Origin of the sequence: Acrocarpospora macrocephala, from assembly GCF_009687865.1 — a bacterium.
GTDB lineage: Bacteria > Actinomycetota > Actinomycetes > Streptosporangiales > Streptosporangiaceae > Acrocarpospora > Acrocarpospora macrocephala.
This window is the reverse complement of the sequence record NZ_BLAE01000015.1, coordinates 93,287-109,356: the sequence shown is the minus strand read 5'-3', so window position 1 is coordinate 109,356 and position 16,070 is coordinate 93,287. Positions and strand designations below refer to the sequence as shown.

Here is a 16,070-nt window from a genome sequence, read left to right as displayed (position 1 = left end):
GTGACCGAAGCCAGGACCGTCGACCCGGTCGTCGTGGAGATCATCCGCAACGCGCTCTCCGCGGCCGCCGACGACATGAACGCCACCCTGATCAGATCGGCCTACACCCCGATCATCTACGAGTGCGGCGACTGCGTCGTCGCGCTCCTGGACGACCAGCATCAGGTGCTGGGCCAGTCCGCCGGTCTGCCGATCTTCCTGGGCAACCTGGAGACCTGCACGAAGGCCACCGAAGAGCAGTTCGGCCGGGAGGCGTGGCAGCCGGGCGACGTCTGGATACTCAACGACAGCTATCTCGGCGGCACCCACCTCAACGACGTCACCATCTTCGGTCCGGTCTTCGTCGACGCGGAGCTGGTCGGCTTCACCGCCACCCGGGCCCACTGGATCGACGTGGGCTCCAAGGACCCCGGCGGGTCCATGGACTCGGTGAACATCTACCAGGAGGGCCTCCGGCTGGGTCCGCAGAAGCTGGTCGAGGGGGGCCGCGACGTCCCCGGGGTGATGAGCACGATCGCCACGAATGTGCGCTTTCCCTACCAGACCAGTGGCGACATGCACGCGATGATCGCCACCATCAAGATGGGGCAGGCGCGCCTGGAGGAGCTCGTCCGGCGCTTCGGCCTCGACACGCTGCGGGCCGCCCGTGACGAGATCTTCGCTCAGACCGAGGCGCTGGAGCGGGAGGTCATCGCCGCCATCCCGGACGGGGTGTACGCCGCGGAGGGCTTCCTCGACAACGACGGGATCGACCTGGACACCCGCATCCCGGTCAGGCTCACCATCACGGTCAGCGGTTCCGACATCGACTTCGACGTCACGAAGTCGGCCGACCAGGCGACCGGGCCGATCAACTGCGGCACCTCCCAGACGGTGTCGGCGTGCCGGGTCGGCTACAAGTTGCTCGTCAGCCCGGACGTGCCCGGCAACGGGGGCTCGTTCCGCCCGATGACGGTCCAGGTGCGCGAGGGGTCGGTGTTCGGCGCGGTGGCCCCGGCCGCCTGCCAGTGGTACTTCTCCCACCTCGGGCTGCTCATCGACATGGTGGCCAGGGCGCTCGCCCCGGCGATGCCGGACAAGGTGGCCGGCGCGAGCCACGGCGACTCCATGATCGTGCTGCTGGCCGGAACCGATCCGCGGACCAGGCGCGACTACGTCAGCCTGGAGGCCACCCTCGGCGGCTGGGGCGCCTGGGACGGATCGGACGGCGAGACCGCTCTGATCAACAACGTGAACGGCTCGCTCAAGGACATCCCGATCGAGGTGTTCGAGACCCGCTACCCGTTCCGGATCAGCCGGTACGAGATCCGGCCCGACTCCGGCGGCGCCGGCCGCTTCCGCGGCGGGAACGGCGTGCTCCGCGAGTACACGGCGCTGCACGACTGCACGGTGTCGCTCTGGTTCGAGCGGTCGTTCACCCCCGCGTGGGGCCTGTTCGGCGGGCACGACGCGATCCCACCGGAGATCGTCCTCAACCCGGGCCGTCCCGACGAGCGGCGCATCCTCAAGTGCAACGGCCTGCGCCTGGCCGCCGGCGATGTGATCCGCTGCATGACCGGTGGCGGCGGTGGCTTCGGCGACCCGGCCGAGCGCGACCCCGGCGCGGTCCGGGTGGACGTGCTCGACGGCCACGTCTCCGCCGCCCGCGCGGCCGAGCTCTACCCGGCGCCCGCCTGAGCCATCGCGCACCCGGTACGGCTGCCGCCGTACCGGGTCAGCTCAGCTCGGGGAGCAGGGCGTAGCACGCCAGGTGCAGGGCGAGCCGCTGGTCGGGGCGGTCCAGGTCGACGCCGCGCGCCCGGATTCGCTCCACCCGGCCGAGCACCGTGTTGCGATGCACGCCGAGCTGGGCGGCGGCCTGGCTGGTCGAGCCCGAGCAGTCGAGCAGCGCGGCCAGCGTGGTCACCAGCACCGGCCCGTCCGGCGCGGAGAGCAGGTCGGCGAGCACCACCCGGGCGGAGTCGGCCAGCTCCGGCTGCGACAGCGAGGCGAGCAGCACCCGATAGCCGAGCTCGTCAAAGGAGCGCACCGTCCCGTGGCCGTCCCTGACCGTGACCCCGGCCGCCAGCACGGCCTGGGACAACGACTCCCGCAGTCCCTCGGCTCCCGCCGCGACCCGGCCGACGCCACCGCTCAGCGGGATGGGCGAGCGCATCCGCGCCAGGTTGCGCCGCAGCGTCCCCACCACCTGCTCCACGGTGATGTCGTCGCCTGTCCACCAGCTCGCCCAGCCCCGGTCCCAGGGCACCAGAGGCAGCTCCTGGACGGCTTCCTGCCAGGCGGAAACCACGCCAGGGCTGGCGGTCACGCTGTCGAGCGTGGTGTCCGACCGCAGGAAGACCGCCACGTGACGTCCCTCGACACGCCACCCGAGCACCTCCTCGGGCATGGACCGGCCGCCGTTGCCCGGACTGTCCTGACCGGCCGGCTCGGCAGCTGCCCTGGCCGCCGCGAAGAGGGCGATCAGGGCCACCCGGCCGCGCTCGGCGTCGTGCACCGCGTCGACCCGTTCCCTGGCCACCGAGGCGGCCAGCGGCGCCCGGGCCAGCCGGAGGATGAGCCGCACGGTCTCGCCCCAGGTCGGCGACGGCGGGCCGGCCACGGCCGCCACCAGCTCGGCCCAGCGACGGCCGTCCGGGCCCGGCACGTCCACCCGGATCCGATGCTCGGCCCGGTCGGCGGAGGCCTGCCCGGCGAGCACATGACCGTCCGGAGCGACCAGCGCGACCAGCACCCCGGGAACCTCCGAATTGATCACCCCGACGATGCCGCGGACGTTGCTCCGCTCGGCGAAGAGCTCCGCGCAGCGCGCCGCCAGCCGGGCCCGGGCCGCCTCGGGGCTGGCGATCGCCGCGGCCAGTTCCAGCGCGCAGGCGGCCGTGTCCCCGGTCACGACGAAGACGGGAAGCCGCATCCGCCGGGCGAGCTGGGCGGAGGCCTGGGTCAGTCCGGTGACGGCAGGACACACCAGGCAGGCGGCGCTGCGCTCCCAGGCCAGGCGGAGCGCCGACTCGACCGCCCAAGCCCCGAGCGCGAGCCCGCCCGTGAGCACCACCGCGGTGCCGGGCCCGCAGCGGCGGACCTGGTCCAGGTCGGAGACCAGCGCCACCCGCGACACCGGCCGGGCCAGGTTCTCCCCGACCAGCATCTCCGCGTGGCCGAGCGGGCCGTACCTGACGAGCTCGTCCACGGTCAGCTGTTCCGCGGGACGGCCGGCGCGCTTCATCGGCCCTCTTCGCGGGGATGGCGCAGGGGGAATCCGAAAGCCCCAGGACCGCCGAGGGCGAGCCCGGCGACGCTGTGCCAGACGGGAGCGGCCGGCACGCAGAGCACGTCCACCTGATCCCCTGCGGTCAGCCGTTCCGGCCCGGTCATCCGCAGCGTGCTCCGGTCCAGCAGGCAGAGCAGGTCCGGTACGGCGGCGGCGAGCGCGCCGTCGGACAGGGCGAGCACCAGCTCGTTGTGCGCCTCCAGCCGGATCAGGCGACCGCTGTCGTGATCGTGCACCACCATGCCCACCGGGTTGCCCGGATAGACGGTGCCCGCCTGCCGGACCGACGGGCCGATCTCCACCACCCGGCCGCCGCCCAGAACCGCCGCTCCGGTGGCCGCCGTCAGCTCGCGGAGCAGCCGCTCGTGCCGCGCGGTCCCGTGCCCTGACCGGTCGTCGCCCGAGGCGTGCTCGCACAGCACCCGGCCCACCTCGAGCACGCGGCTCACGGAACCGTGGATCGCGGCCTCCCGCAATCGGGCCACCCGGGCCGGATACATCCCGCACAGCAGCCACCCGCCGGCCGCCTGCGCCATCGACCTGGCGATCTGCTCGGCCCGGGCCGAGCCGGTGTCGAGCAGCAGCGAATCATGCCCGGCGCTGACGACGGCCAGCGGGCTCAGCGACACCCCCGCCAGCTCGTAGGTGGTCTGGTGGATCAGCGGGAACACCCGGCCCATGCCGTCGCAGTCGATCAGCGGCAGCCCGAGGACCGCGGCCGCGGCCACGGGGTGCAGCGCGTTGACGCTGGCCGCGTTCAGCGGCATCACCGCGCCCAGCGGGGCGCCGAACCGGCCGGCCAGGCTGCGGGCGAGGACCACGGGTTCGTCCCCTGAGGGCGGCAACTCGGCCATGGCGACCGTCGAACCCATCGCGCCGACCGCCGCGCACGGCGTGTCCGGGTCGAGATCGTCGGCCGCGACGAGCTCCACCGGACCGGTGTGCGCGAGGATGTCCTCCAGCCAGACGCCCGCGAACTCGATCCCCTCGCCCGCGGCGCTGGTCGAGAAGAACTCCGCGCCCGCCAGCAGGGCCGGGACGTCCGCCACGGTGATGGAGCGGGCGGTCACGCGTCGTCCTCGGCTCGCCCGCCGGCGCGTACCACCAGCCGGTAGGACCCGCTGCGGAGGAACGACACCGACAGGGCGCGGGAGCTCACCACGCGCTCGCTGCCGAGCCGGGCGCCGCTCTCCGCCACCAGGGTGAGCGCCCGTTGCTCCACCACGGCCCGCTTGCGGGCGAGTTCCTCGGCGGTCTCGGCGTACAGCACGGTATCCAGCCAGGCGCTCGGCTCGGTGCCGGCCGCGCCGATGGCGGCCAGCTCGGCGGGGGGCTCCACCAGCACGGTCGCGGACGGCAGCCGGGCGGCGACGGCCCGGGCCCGGTCGGTCGCGGCTCTGTTGTGGTCGCCGCCGCCGGCAGCCTCCCCGGCGACGGCGACGACCGCGGGGTGCTGGTCGTGCTCGGCCAGCAGGGCGAACGCCGAGGCCGAGGCCGCGGCGGAGCCGGAGATCGGGGTCAGTGCCGCCTGCGGCACGGCCATCCGCACCCCGCCGGGGCCGGGCAGGTCCGTCGCCACGTGCGGGAGGCCGTCGCGGACGTGGCCCACGGCGAGCCCGTCCGGCCGGGCGAGACCCACGACCGCGTCGTCCACTCCGGCGAGCCGCGCGGCGCCGGTCAGGGCGGCGGCTCCGGTGGCCGACAGCCCCAGCACCGGCAGCAGCCGCAGCCGCTCGGCGGAGATCCGGCCGCCGTCGCCGGCCACGAACCAGGACGACGTCAGCGGTCCGAGCCCGCCGGCGACGCGCCCGCAGCGTTCCACCACCTGCTCGGCCCGGCCCAGCAGCGCGGCGTTGATCACCGTCGCCGCCTCGCGGTCCAGCAGGCCGAGGCCGCCGACCTGGTGCGAGAGCGAGACCCTGAGCTGGGGGAGCGCGTCGCGGATGAGCTCGCCCGCGACCAGCTCGTGGTCGTGACACCCAGGCGCCCCCGTGGCCGTCAGCGCCAGCGCGGTCAGGCCCTGCGCCTCGGCCTCCGCCGCGTCGCGAAGCAGCGCGTAGATGTCCAGCATGGCCAGCTCCACTCCGAACAGATCATGCCCGCCGATCACCGCGGCCTGCCGCCCGACGAGCGCCCGGAGCAAGGGGGAGGGGTGCCCGCTGCCGAGACCGCGAAACGGCATCCGGGGCAGGATCCGTACGGCGGCCACCGGGGAACCGGCGCTCGCGGGATCGAGCTCGGCGGAGACGTCCCAGGTCACCGACTGGACCGGCGTCCCCTGGGCGAGGCCGCGCAGCAGGCGGGAAAGCGCGCGGTCGTCGGCGGAGCGGCCGGCGGCCTGGCGGACCTCACCGCCGGCGACGAGGGCCGCGTGGGCGTGTCCGGCGGCCAGCCGGACCCCGATCCGCGCACCCTCCACCTAACTCCTTCGACCTCGGAGCAACCGGTCGAAGCTCACCGCGCCGAGAATCAGCGCACCCTGGACGACCTGCTGATATATGGTATCCCAGCCCAGCAGGTTGAATCCGTTGCCGATCAAGGTGATGAGCACCACCCCGATCAGCCCGCGCCAGATCGCGCCCTCGCCGCCGAGCACGCTGGTGCCGCCCACCACCGCCGCCGCGATCGCGGTCAGCTCCATGCCCGTGCCCATGCTGGCCTGTGCGGAGCCGCCGCGAGCGGCGAGGATCAGCCCGGCCAGGGCGGCGCACACCCCGCTGATGGCGAAGACCGCGACCCTGATCGTGCCGACCCGGATGCCGGACAGCCGGGCGGCCTCCTCGCTGCCGCCGACGGCGTAGACCCGGCGGCCGAACGTGGTGCGCGCGAGCACCACCCAGCAGACCCCGGCGACCAGCAGGAACAGCAGCGAGGAAGCGGTGATCCCGCCGAGCACGGTCGGCCAGCTGAGCGCCTGGAAGGCCTGGAGCCGGCTCTCCTGCGGGTACACGATGGCGCCCGCCGTGAGGATCACGGCGAGCCCTCGGTACATGATGCTGAGCGCGAGCGTGGCGATGAACGAGTGCACCTTGACGGTGACCACGACCAGGCCGTTGATGGCGCCGAGCGCGCCACCGGCCAGCACCGCGGCGATCATCCCGGCCGGCACCCCGGCGTGCGTGGTGACCACCACCGCGATGATCGCGGACACGGCCAGCACGGCGGTGATCGACAGGTCGAACGCGCCCGAGATGATGACGATGGTGGCGGCGCAGGCCAGCAGCCCGACCACCGCCGCCTGGTCGAGCAGGTTGACCAGGTTGCCGGTGGTCAGGAAGGTCTGGGTGGTCAGCGACAGCGCGACCACGATCACCACCACGGTCAGCACGATGCCGAAGTCGTGCAGCCTGGTGAACCTGCTGGCGGCGGCCCGGCCACCGGCTCGTCCGGCCGCGTCGAGTGCGGCCTCCGCGTCAGCGGTGGTGGTCATTGTCGCTCCTCCTTGCCGGTACGGCTGGATATCGGGTCAGGCCTGGCGTCCTCGTCGGCGAACGCCAGGGCGAGCACCTGTTCTCGGGTCGCCTCACCCCGGGGGAACTCGGCGACGAGCCGGCCGTGCCGCATCACCAGCACCCGGTGCGCCAGACCCAGCACCTCCTCGACCTCCGAGGAGACCATGAGCACGGCCATTCCCTTCGCGGCGAGATCGACGAGGAGCCGGTGGATCTGGCTCTTGGCCGCCACGTCCACGCCCCGGGTCGGCTCGTCGACCAGCAGCACCTTGGGCCGTTCCAGCAGCCACTTGCCGAACAGCACCTTCTGCTGGTTGCCGCCCGACAGCGTCCAGACGGGGCCGCTCAGGTCGGAGCCGCGTACGTCCAGGTCGTGGAGCATGGATCCGGCCGCCGCCCGCTCGGGGCCGCCCCGGACGAAGCCGGCGAGCTGCCGTTCGCCCAGGCTGGCCAGCGCGATGTTCTCGCGGACCGAACGCTCGAGCACCAGCCCCTGCTCCTTGCGAGACTCCGGGACCATCGCCAGGCCGGCGCGCATGGCCCGCGACGGGGAGCCGGACGGCACCGGGTGACCGGCCACTTCGACGACCCCGCCGTCCCGCGGGTCGGCGCCGAAGATCGCGCGCAGCGTCTCCGACCGGCCGCTGCCGACCAGCCCCGCCACGCCGACGATCTCCCCGGCCCGGATCTCCATCGACACGCCGCGCACCGCCGAGCCGCCGCGCAGGTCACGGGCGCTGAGCAGCACCGGAGCGGTCGCCGGCACCGGGGCCGGTTCCGGGTAGAACAGGTCGAGCGGCCGGCCGACCATGTGCCGGACCAGGCTGTCGGGCGTCTGCTCGGCGGCCGGTCCGGTGGTCACGTGCCGGCCGTCGCGGAGCACGGTGATGTCGTCGCAGACGGACAGCAGCTCGTCCAGGAAGTGCGAGATGAGCATGACCGCCGCGCCGTCGGCCGCGAGCTGCCGGACCACGGCCAGCAGCCGGTCGGTCTCGGTCTTGGTGAGCAGCGCGGTGGGTTCGTCCATGCCGATCACCGAGGCGCCGGACGCCAGCGCGCGGAGGATCTCCACCTGCTGCTGTGCCGCGAGTGGCAGGTCCCGGACCAGGACCGCCGGGTCCAGCTCGAATCCGGTGCGCTCCAGCAGCCGGGCGAAGCTCCGGCCGTCCGCCCCGGCGGTCCGCCAGCCCAGCCGGTTCCGCCAGCGGCCGAGGTAGACGTTGTCCAGCACGGTCATCGCCGGCACCAGGGCGAGCTCCTGGGAGATCAGCGCGAATCCGTGCCGCAGCGCGTCCCTCGGCGAGCCGACCGAGATCGGCCTGCCGTCCAGCAGTATCCGGCCGGTGTCCGGGGCCACCGCCCCGCACACCGCCTTGAGCAACGTCGACTTGCCCGCGCCGTTCTCGCCCAGCAGGCCGTGCACCCGTCCCCCGTACAGGGTGAAGGACACGTCACGGAGCACGGGCACGCCGCCGTAGGCCTTGCCGAAACCTTCCAGGTCGATCCTGACCGGCTGGGACATCGGGTGACCCCTATTCGTCGTACTCGCCCTGGACACCGGCGAGCGCGTCCTTGGTGCCCTTGCCGCCGTTGGGGCCGAGGGCGGTCGAGCTGGTGCTCGCCGCGACGTTCTGGCCGCGAGCCTTGGCGAGGCCGAGTTCGGCCGCCTTGGCGCCGGCGGTCTTCTCCGGCAGGTAGTAGGTGGCGAACCAGCGGCCCTCCTGCACCGCCCGCACCGCTTGGCGGGAGCTGCCGTTGCCGATCAGCAGCACGTCCTTGCCTTTGAGTACGGCCTCGGCGCCCGCGATGGCCTGCGAGGAGCCGATGACGACGTCGACGCCGGGGTGGGACTGGAGCACGTCCTGCATAGCCTTGCGCCCGCTCTCCTTGGTGTAGCCGCCCTCGACCTGGGCGGCCACCGTCACACCCGTCCCGGCGGAAAGCGCCTGGACCACGGCGTCGGTGCGCGCGTTGTCCAGCGGCAGGGACTTGAAGCCCTCCAGGTAGGCGACCTCGCAGGGGTCGAGCTTCTTGCTCTCGCAGGCGGCCACGCCGAGCTCGCCGAGCACGCGGCCGTTGTCCACCGGCACGTCTATCAGCGTGATCATGCCGGGCACCTGCGACTCGGCGGTGTCGTAGCGGGTGCCCACCGGGGTGAACTCGGCCACCACCGTGATCCCCGCCGCGAGCGCCTGCTTCACCGCGGGCACCACGGCCGCGCCGTCGTTGGCCTGCACGATGAACACGTCGAAGCGCTTGGAGGTCACCGCGTCCTGGATCTGCTGGACCTGGGTCTGCGCGTCGAAGTTGGGGTCGAAGAACTCGGCCTCGGCGTCGTTGGCCTTGGCGTACTCCTCGATCCCCGACCAGGTGGCCGAGGCGAACGAGTTCGCCCGGGCGAACCCGAAGAAGGCGATCCTCTTGTGCCCCGCCGCGCTCGACGCGGCCGACGAACCCTCGGGGGCCGTGCCCGTCGCCGTGGTCCCCGATTCCGGCGCGACACACGCGGCGCTCAGCCCGAGCACTCCGGCCACGACGCCGAGGGCCAGTGCCTTTTTCTTGATCTTCATGTCAATTCGCTCCTCAGTGAGCCAGAGTTTCGCCGCCGGCGGACGCCACGATCGTGTAGAGCGCGCCGCCCTCGCCCGCGCCGGGCCCGGAGTCGAGCAGGGCGCCCAGCTCTCCGGTGACCTGCTGCCGCCAGGGGTCGTCGAGCCAGGCCTGGTAGTCGGACTCGCCGATCCAGGTGGCGGTGACCAGGTACGGGTCGCCCGGCCGTGGCGGGCGATGCAACGCGGCCCCGAGGCAGCCGGGGAGCGACAGCGCCCGGTCGAGCACGCCGTGGCGAGCGAAGAACTCCTCCAGGCCGCCGTCCTTGCCGGGGAGTGGCTTGAGGTAGAGAACACTGCGGATCACGTGAAGCCTCCGAGCAGATGGAACGGTCGCTGCCCGCCGCCCCCTACGACGTGGCAGAAACTGTAGAAACCGGCCCGGCACCTCCCTGGGCGCGCCGCACATCGGGACGCGCCATCGCTGTGCACCACGCCGTCCCCCTCGGATCCTCGACGCCGAACCCGTGGGAACATCGCTCACGGGGAAGCCTGACCGGAGCAGCAGATGCGCGGTGCCGGACCACAGGGAGGTTCTTCCGTGCATCTCGTCATGGCCGTCAAGCCCATATCCGTAGCCCAGGCGGTCCGGTCATGACCGGCCTTGGCGAGATCGCGCTGCTGGCCGGTGCGGGGCTGCTCGCCGGGGTGGTCGGCACCGCGGGTGGCATCACCTCCTTGATCTCCTATCCGGCCCTGCTCGCGGTGGGTCTGCCCGCGCTGTCGGCGAACGTGGCCAACATCGTCGCGCTCGTCGCCTGCTGGCCTGGATCGGCCCTCGCCTCTCAGCCCGAGCTGGTCGGCCATGGAGTGTGGCTGCGCCGGTGGGTGCCGCTGTCGGCTCTGGGCGGGGCGGCGGGCTCGCTGCTGCTCCTGTCCACACCGCCGGGCGTCTTCGGCCGCGTCGTGCCGTTCCTGGTGGCCGCCGGTTCGCTGGCCCTGCTCGCCCAGCCCTGGCTTGCCGCCCGCCACCAGCGGCACCGGGGCGGCCGTCCGTCAGGAGCGGGCGGTGTGGTCCTTCCGCTGGGGCTGATCGCGATGTCGGTGTACAACGGCTACTTCGGTGCCGGGTCCGGCGTGATGATCCTCGCCCTCCTCCTGATCACCGCCGAGTCCCGTCTGGCCACCGCCAATGCCCTGAAGAACATGGTCATCGGCGCCGGGACGCTCATCTCCGCCGCCGCCTTCGCCGTTTTCGGCCCGGTCGACTGGACGGCCGTTGCGCCTCTTGGACTGGGCATGTTCGTTGGCTCCACGCTCGGCCCTCGCATCGCACGCCGCCTACCGGCCACTCTGCTGCGCCGGCTGGTAGCCCTGATCGGCATTGGCCTGGCGATCCAGCTATGGATCGACCCAAACGGCTGATCATGGCAGAGCCACGGCGTCGCTGAATTCCGGGGTCCGCATGATGGCCAAGCTGTCAGGCTCGTCGAAGACGTAATTCCGGACGTTCGGGGCCACCGGTGACCAGTCCGCGGCCTCCCCGGTCGCGGTCTGCGCCGTCTGGAAGACCAGAGCCGGCCCCGGATACGGCCGCGGGTCGTAGTTCTCCTGGGCGAAGGCGGCCACTGCGGCCACCGCCGCATGCCAGAAGAAGTCCTCGGGCTTCACCCCGTCGAGCCAGAAGGTCCGCTCGAAGGCGTCGAGCACGTCCGAACGGTTCGCGTCCAGGTCCAGGTCGCCGAACATGAGCTGCACGTAAGCGAGCCGTTCGAGGTAGAGCTCCGACAGCCCGATTCCGGGCGGTCGCTGCCGAATGCCCGGCCGGATCGAGTTCAGCCCCGCGTCCAGCGAGAACGCGGAGGGCATCAGGGCGAGCACGGCCACCTCTTCACCCGCCGCGGTGAGCCGGTGCGCCATCTCGAACGCCACATGACTGCCCATGCAGAATCCGCCGATCGAGTACGGGCCGTGCCGCTGCACCCGGCGCAGCTGAGCGATGTACTGGTCGGCGATCTCGACCATCGACAGCGGGGGCCGCGTCCGGTCACGTAGCCCGATCGCCTCGATCCCGTACACCGGCCGTCCGCGCCGGAACTGGTCCACGGCCCGTTTGATGAATCGCACCTGCCCAAGGCCGGTATGGACGAAGAACAGCGGGAGACCGGTACCGGCGGCCAGCGGTACCAGAGTGCGGACCGCGGACGACCACACCGACGTGCTCTCGGCCCACAGATCGGCAAAAGCGGGATATTCCCCGGCCGCGCCGATGACCCGTTCCCGCAGCGCGCCGGCCAGCGACGGTACGGTCGGGGACCGGAGCAGGTCGCGCATGCTGACCGGGAAGCCGGATTGCTGCAGCTGGACCACCAGAGCGACCATCGCTGCCACGCCGCTCCGGCCGGCCAGGAAATCGGCACTCGCCCCGGGCGAGATCTGTCGCCATCGAGCACGCAGGTACTCGTCCATGTTCGATCGTCCTCTCGTCACAACGATGCCGGTTCGGGCTTCCGCTGGACGGCCCGGATCGGGCGGGCCAGCGGGAGCAGCAGATGAATGACGCCGTGCAGGACGGTGATCGTGACGACGGTCGCCGAGGTCCCGGCCGCGGCCGCGACGGCCCCGATCGCCAGGTACCCGAGTGGGGCGAAGAACACCGAACCCATCCAGTCGTAGGAGCTGATCCTCGAGATGAACGCGGGGTCGACGTTCTCCTGCAGCGCCGATTCCCAGAGCGTGTCCGCCGCGAGCAGCCCCACGGTCGCCACGGCCGAAGCGAGCACCAACGCCACCACGCCGAGCCCGGTGCTCAGTCCGAGCAGGAACGGCAGGTCGAGCAGGAGCAGGGCGCAGGCCAGGGCAACCGGCCGGCGCGGCCGCCAGCGCAGGAGCAGCGCGCCGCCGAGGATGGCGCCGACGCTGCGTGCCGTCAGCACCGCGGCCCACCCGCTCGCGCCGACGTCGTCCTGGGTGACCAGAGGTCCGATGACGAAGACCACCGGCAGCACGGTGGCCTGGTAGATCGCGAACGACCCGACCATCAGCCAGACCCAGGTCGTGCGACGGAACACCGACCACCCGGCGGCCAGTTCCTGCCTGAGCGATGCGCGTTCGGACGGTGCGGACAGTTTCGGCAGCCGGGACACCGCCACCGCGGACACCATGAACGTCACCGCGTTCGCGAGCAGCGCCCACTCCGGTCTCAGCACGGCCGCGAAACCGGCGGCGGCCGGGGGGCCTAGCACCGCTGCCGTGTTCATGGCGGTGCGCAGCACGGCGTTCGCCCGCTGCAGGCCCTCCAGCGGCACCAACTGCGGGAGTACGCCGATGAGGGCGGGCACGGCGAGGGCGTTCGCACAGCCGTACAGGATCTGGAGGATTACCAGCAGGTGCAGCTGCCGGGTGCCGCTGTGCCACAGCAGCAGTGCGGTCGCGACCTGGGTGGCCGCCATCAGCAGATCACCGAGGATCAGCACGCCCCGGCGGTCGAGGCGGTCGCTGATCACCCCACCGGCCAGCAGGAACACCGTCTTGGGCAGGATCGCCGCACCGAGCACCACCCCGAGGGAGGCGGCACTCGCGCCGTGCCAGACCAGCGCCACCGGCAGGGCGACCGCTGCCATCTGATTGCCGAACGCCGACACCGACGAGCCGAGCACGTACCGGCGCACGTACCGGCCCGTGTCAGGCATCTGGGTCTCGCAGTTGCTTCAGCCAGCCCTGATCGGCCACGGGTTTCCGCTCACCCGCCACGAGCGCACAGCACCGCGCGGACCCGCTCGTCGCACCAAGCGGCGGTGAGGTCGGCGGCCCGCTCCTGGTCGGTGCCGGCGAAGAGGCCGTGCCGCGCGAGGACGTGCTCGCCGGTGACCACGTCCAGGCCGGCGGCGCGGAGGCGGGCGCACCCGTACGCCAGCCGTTCCGGCGAGACCGGTCCGCTGGGTGCGACCACGGCCACCCGGTCGCCCGGCCGCAGCCTGGGTGGGCGGGCGATTGCAGTCAGGTGGCGACCCAGGTGAGAGAGAGGCCGGTGGCGGCGCGTTCGGTGCGGATCTCCATCATGCTGCCGAGGATGGTGGCATGGTCGGACACCACGGGCGTGGCGTCGAGCGTGTAGGTGATCCGGGTGCTGACAAGCACCGGGCTGCCCTGCGGCTCGTGGAGGTGGCGGGCGGCGGCGGGGTCGAGCAAACCGGGCCGGACCACCTCGGACGCCCGCGCGACCGTCACTCCCGCGTCGGCGAGGGCCGTGTAGAGGGAGACGGCGGTGAAGTCGCGGTCGCGGATCTGGTCGGCCACCGGCCGGCGGACCCAGGACACCTGGTGTACGGCGGGACGCCCCGCGAACTCGCGGACCCGCTCCAGCCGCAGGGCGGTGTCGCCGGGACGCAGCCGCAGCTCCGCGGCGATCCGGGCGGGGGCCCGGCGCACCGCCCGCCCGGCCACCGCGGTGCGCACGTCGTGGCCCTGTTTACGCAGGTCGTCGACCAGGCTGCGGAGCGAGTCAAGCTGGTACGCCAGGTGGGGCGGGGCGACGAACGTGCCGCTGCCGGGCTGCTGCACGATCAGCTTCGCGTCGCTGAGCTCCCGCAACGCCTGGCGCAGCGTCATGAGGGTCACCCCGTAGGAGGCGCTCAGCTCCCGTTGCGGCGGCAGGGCCGCACCGGGGGCGTAGTGTCCCGACCGGATCTTCGCGGCGAGGTCGGCGGCGATGGCGCGGTATCTCGCCTCGTGCCCGGCGTCGGTGGTCATCGTGGTCGGTCACATTCCTGGTCGAGGGCTTGCCGCAGGGTCGCGAGGAAGGCCCGCAGGTCCTCCGGCCCGGCCCCGTCGAGCACCCGCCGCATGACCGCGGCGCCGACCACCACGCCGTCGGCGTGCCGGCGGGCTTCGCGTGCCTGGTCCGGGGTGGAAATGCCAAATCCTAGCAAGACCGGCCGGTCGGTGACGCGCCTGATCCGCCCGGTGAGCTCCGCCGCCGAAGCGGCGAGGGCGGCCCGCTCACCGGTGGTGCCCATCAGCGACACCGCGTAGACGAAGCCGCGGCTGCGGCCCGAGATCTCCGCCAGCCGCGGCTGCGGCGTCGCCGGCGACGCCAGCAGGACCAGCTCGATCCCGGCGGCGGCGGCCACGTCCGTCAGCTCGTCCGCCTCGTGCACCGGCAGGTCGGGCACGATCAGGCCGCCGACGCCGGCCCGGCGCAGCGCGGCGCAGAACGCCTCGGGGCCGTCGTGCAGCACCAGGTTGTAGTAGGTGCTGGCGACCAGCGGCACGCCCAGGTCCGGCTGGCCCGGGGGGCGAGCACCCGCCAGGTCGGCGAGGATCCGGCGGGTGCTCGCCCCCCAGGCCAGCGCCGTTTCGCTGGCCTGCTGGATGGTGACACCGTCCAGCGTGGGGTCGGAGAAGGGCAGGCCGACCTCGATCGCGTCCGCCCCGGCGGCGGCGAACGCCCGCAGGTAGTCCGTCCAGCCGGGCGTGATCCCCCCGGTGACGTACGGCATGAGCAGGCCGCGGCCGGTGTCCCGGCGGGCACGCAGGTGGCGTTCGACCGCGCCCGCGGCCAGGGCAGGGCTCGTCACAGCAGCTCCTTCAGGGTTGAGACGTCCTTGTCGCCCCGGCCGGACAACGTCATCAGCACCGTCGATCCCGCGGGCAGGTCGCCGTCGCCCGCCGCGCGGATCACCCAGGCGAGGGCGTGCGCCGATTCGAGCGCCGGGACGATGCCCTCGGCACGCGCCAGCCGTACCGCCGCGCCGACCGCCTCGTCGTCGGTCACTGTGACGTAGCGGGCCCGGCCCAGGTCGCGCAGGTGGGCGTGCTCCGGGCCGACTCCCGGGTAGTCGAGCCCGGCGGCGATGGAGTGCGCCTGGGTGATCTGCCCGTCGTCGTCCTGCAGGAACAGCGACCGGCAGCCGTGCAGGACGCCGAGCCGGCCGCGGGCCGCCCCGGCGCCGCCCGCCGCCTCGACACCGACCAGGCGCGCCGGGGTGTCGGCGAATCCGGCGAACGTCCCGGCCGCGTTGGAGCCGCCGCCGACGCACGCGACCACGTAGTCCGGGACGCCGGTCCGCAGTTCGGCGGCGCACTGCCCGCGGGCCTCGTCGCCGATGACCCGCTGGAACTCCCTGACCATCCATGGGTACGGATCCGGCCCGATGACCGAGCCGATGCAGTAGTGGGAGTCGCCGGTCGCGCCCACCCAGTGCCGCATGGCCTCGCTGGTCGCGTCCTTGAGGGTACGGCTGCCCGTGGTCACCGGGACCACCTCGGCACCCAGCATGCGCATCCGGAAGACGTTCAGCGCCTGCCGCTCGATGTCGCGCTCGCCCATGAACACCGTGGCCTCCAGCCCGAGCAGCGCGGCGGCGGTCGCGGTGGCCACCCCGTGCTGGCCCGCTCCCGTCTCGGCGATCAGCCTGCGCCGCCCCATCCGGGTGGCCAGCAGGGCCTGGCCCAGCACGTTGTTGATCTTGTGGGATCCGGTGTGGGTGAGATCCTCGCGCTTGAGGTACAGCCGCACGCCCAGCGCCTCCGACAGCCGGCCGGCAGGGGTGAGCGGGGTCGGCCGCCCGGCGTGCACGGCGAGCAGCCGCGCCAGCGCGCCGCGGAACCCCGGATCCGCCCAGGCCTCCCGGAACTCCTCGTCCACCTCGCGGCACGCCTCCACCAGGGACTCCGGCGCGTACCGCCCGCCGTACTCGCCGAATCGGCCCCGCGCTCGAGGCTCGCCCATCGTCCCGCCCAGCGGGACCGGCTCACGCCACTGCAACACGTCTCGCATACCACGCTCCGATCGTT

General features: G+C 73.0%; 15 protein-coding genes. 2 read left to right on the top strand and 13 right to left on the bottom strand.

All coding sequences use genetic code 11. The features are described 5' to 3' along the window. The gene (locus Amac_RS14985; RefSeq protein WP_155354978.1) at positions 1 to 1,677 is read left to right on the top strand and encodes a hydantoinase B/oxoprolinase family protein; all 1,677 of its coding nucleotides are present in this window, start codon (positions 1 to 3) and stop codon (positions 1,675 to 1,677) included. 37 nt (positions 1,678 to 1,714) lie between these two features. Here the strand turns inward: Amac_RS14985 and Amac_RS14980 are convergent, their stop codons facing one another. Genes Amac_RS14980 through Amac_RS53640 form a run of 7 tightly spaced genes read right to left on the bottom strand, consistent with a single transcriptional unit; the run spans position 1,715 to position 9,639 of the window. Then, positions 1,715 to 3,226, bottom strand: a complete 1,512-nt coding sequence (locus tag Amac_RS14980; protein WP_155354977.1) for a PucR family transcriptional regulator — start codon at positions 3,224 to 3,226, stop codon at positions 1,715 to 1,717. Next, positions 3,223 to 4,341 carry an S-methyl thiohydantoin desulfurase family protein gene (locus Amac_RS14975; protein WP_155354976.1) on the bottom strand — a complete coding sequence of 373 codons (1,119 nt, stop codon included), beginning with the start codon at positions 4,339 to 4,341 and terminating at the stop codon, positions 3,223 to 3,225. Before Amac_RS14975 ends, Amac_RS14980 begins: the two co-directional genes overlap by 4 nt. After that, complete coding sequence (locus Amac_RS14970) at positions 4,338 to 5,690, bottom strand: hypothetical protein (protein WP_155354975.1); 1,353 nt, start codon at positions 5,688 to 5,690, stop codon at positions 4,338 to 4,340. Before Amac_RS14970 ends, Amac_RS14975 begins: the two co-directional genes overlap by 4 nt. Next, the gene (locus Amac_RS14965; RefSeq protein WP_155354974.1) at positions 5,691 to 6,701 is read right to left on the bottom strand and encodes an ABC transporter permease; all 1,011 of its coding nucleotides are present in this window, start codon (positions 6,699 to 6,701) and stop codon (positions 5,691 to 5,693) included. Next, complete coding sequence (locus Amac_RS14960) at positions 6,698 to 8,245, bottom strand: sugar ABC transporter ATP-binding protein (RefSeq protein WP_155354973.1); 1,548 nt, start codon at positions 8,243 to 8,245, stop codon at positions 6,698 to 6,700. Before Amac_RS14960 ends, Amac_RS14965 begins: the two co-directional genes overlap by 4 nt. A gap of 10 nt (positions 8,246 to 8,255) precedes the next feature. After that, complete coding sequence (locus tag Amac_RS14955; RefSeq protein ID WP_155354972.1) at positions 8,256 to 9,293, bottom strand: sugar ABC transporter substrate-binding protein; 1,038 nt, start codon at positions 9,291 to 9,293, stop codon at positions 8,256 to 8,258. 13 nt (positions 9,294 to 9,306) lie between these two features. Continuing rightward, positions 9,307 to 9,639, bottom strand: a complete 333-nt coding sequence (locus tag Amac_RS53640) for an antibiotic biosynthesis monooxygenase family protein (protein ID WP_170322487.1) — start codon at positions 9,637 to 9,639, stop codon at positions 9,307 to 9,309. A gap of 287 nt (positions 9,640 to 9,926) precedes the next feature. On the opposite strand from Amac_RS53640, the gene Amac_RS14945 reads away from it, so the two are divergent. Then, positions 9,927 to 10,697: a sulfite exporter TauE/SafE family protein gene (locus Amac_RS14945; RefSeq protein ID WP_155354970.1), complete on the top strand. Its 771-nt coding sequence runs from the start codon at positions 9,927 to 9,929 to the stop codon at positions 10,695 to 10,697. Here Amac_RS14945 and Amac_RS14940 read toward each other — a convergent pair whose 3' ends face one another. The 6 genes from Amac_RS14940 to trpB are packed head-to-tail and all read right to left on the bottom strand — an operon-like array spanning position 10,698 to position 16,053. Continuing rightward, complete coding sequence (locus Amac_RS14940) at positions 10,698 to 11,741, bottom strand: thioesterase domain-containing protein (RefSeq protein ID WP_155354969.1); 1,044 nt, start codon at positions 11,739 to 11,741, stop codon at positions 10,698 to 10,700. It lies immediately after the preceding gene. Between the two features lie 17 nt (positions 11,742 to 11,758). After that, positions 11,759 to 12,964 carry an MFS transporter gene (locus Amac_RS14935; RefSeq protein ID WP_155354968.1) on the bottom strand — a complete coding sequence of 402 codons (1,206 nt, stop codon included), beginning with the start codon at positions 12,962 to 12,964 and terminating at the stop codon, positions 11,759 to 11,761. 50 nt (positions 12,965 to 13,014) lie between these two features. After that, on the bottom strand, positions 13,015 to 13,230 hold the full coding sequence (locus Amac_RS14930; RefSeq protein WP_246268354.1) for an LD-carboxypeptidase: 216 nt from the start codon (positions 13,228 to 13,230) through the stop codon (positions 13,015 to 13,017). A gap of 41 nt (positions 13,231 to 13,271) precedes the next feature. Continuing rightward, positions 13,272 to 14,024, bottom strand: a complete 753-nt coding sequence (locus Amac_RS14925) for a GntR family transcriptional regulator (RefSeq protein WP_155354966.1) — start codon at positions 14,022 to 14,024, stop codon at positions 13,272 to 13,274. Beyond that, positions 14,021 to 14,851: a tryptophan synthase subunit alpha gene (trpA, locus tag Amac_RS14920; RefSeq protein ID WP_155354965.1), complete on the bottom strand. Its 831-nt coding sequence runs from the start codon at positions 14,849 to 14,851 to the stop codon at positions 14,021 to 14,023. The genes Amac_RS14925 and trpA overlap by 4 nt, the downstream gene beginning before the upstream one ends. Next, positions 14,848 to 16,053, bottom strand: a complete 1,206-nt coding sequence (trpB, locus tag Amac_RS14915) for a tryptophan synthase subunit beta (protein ID WP_246268353.1) — start codon at positions 16,051 to 16,053, stop codon at positions 14,848 to 14,850. The genes trpA and trpB overlap by 4 nt, the downstream gene beginning before the upstream one ends. Between the last annotated feature and the right edge of the window lie 17 nt (positions 16,054 to 16,070).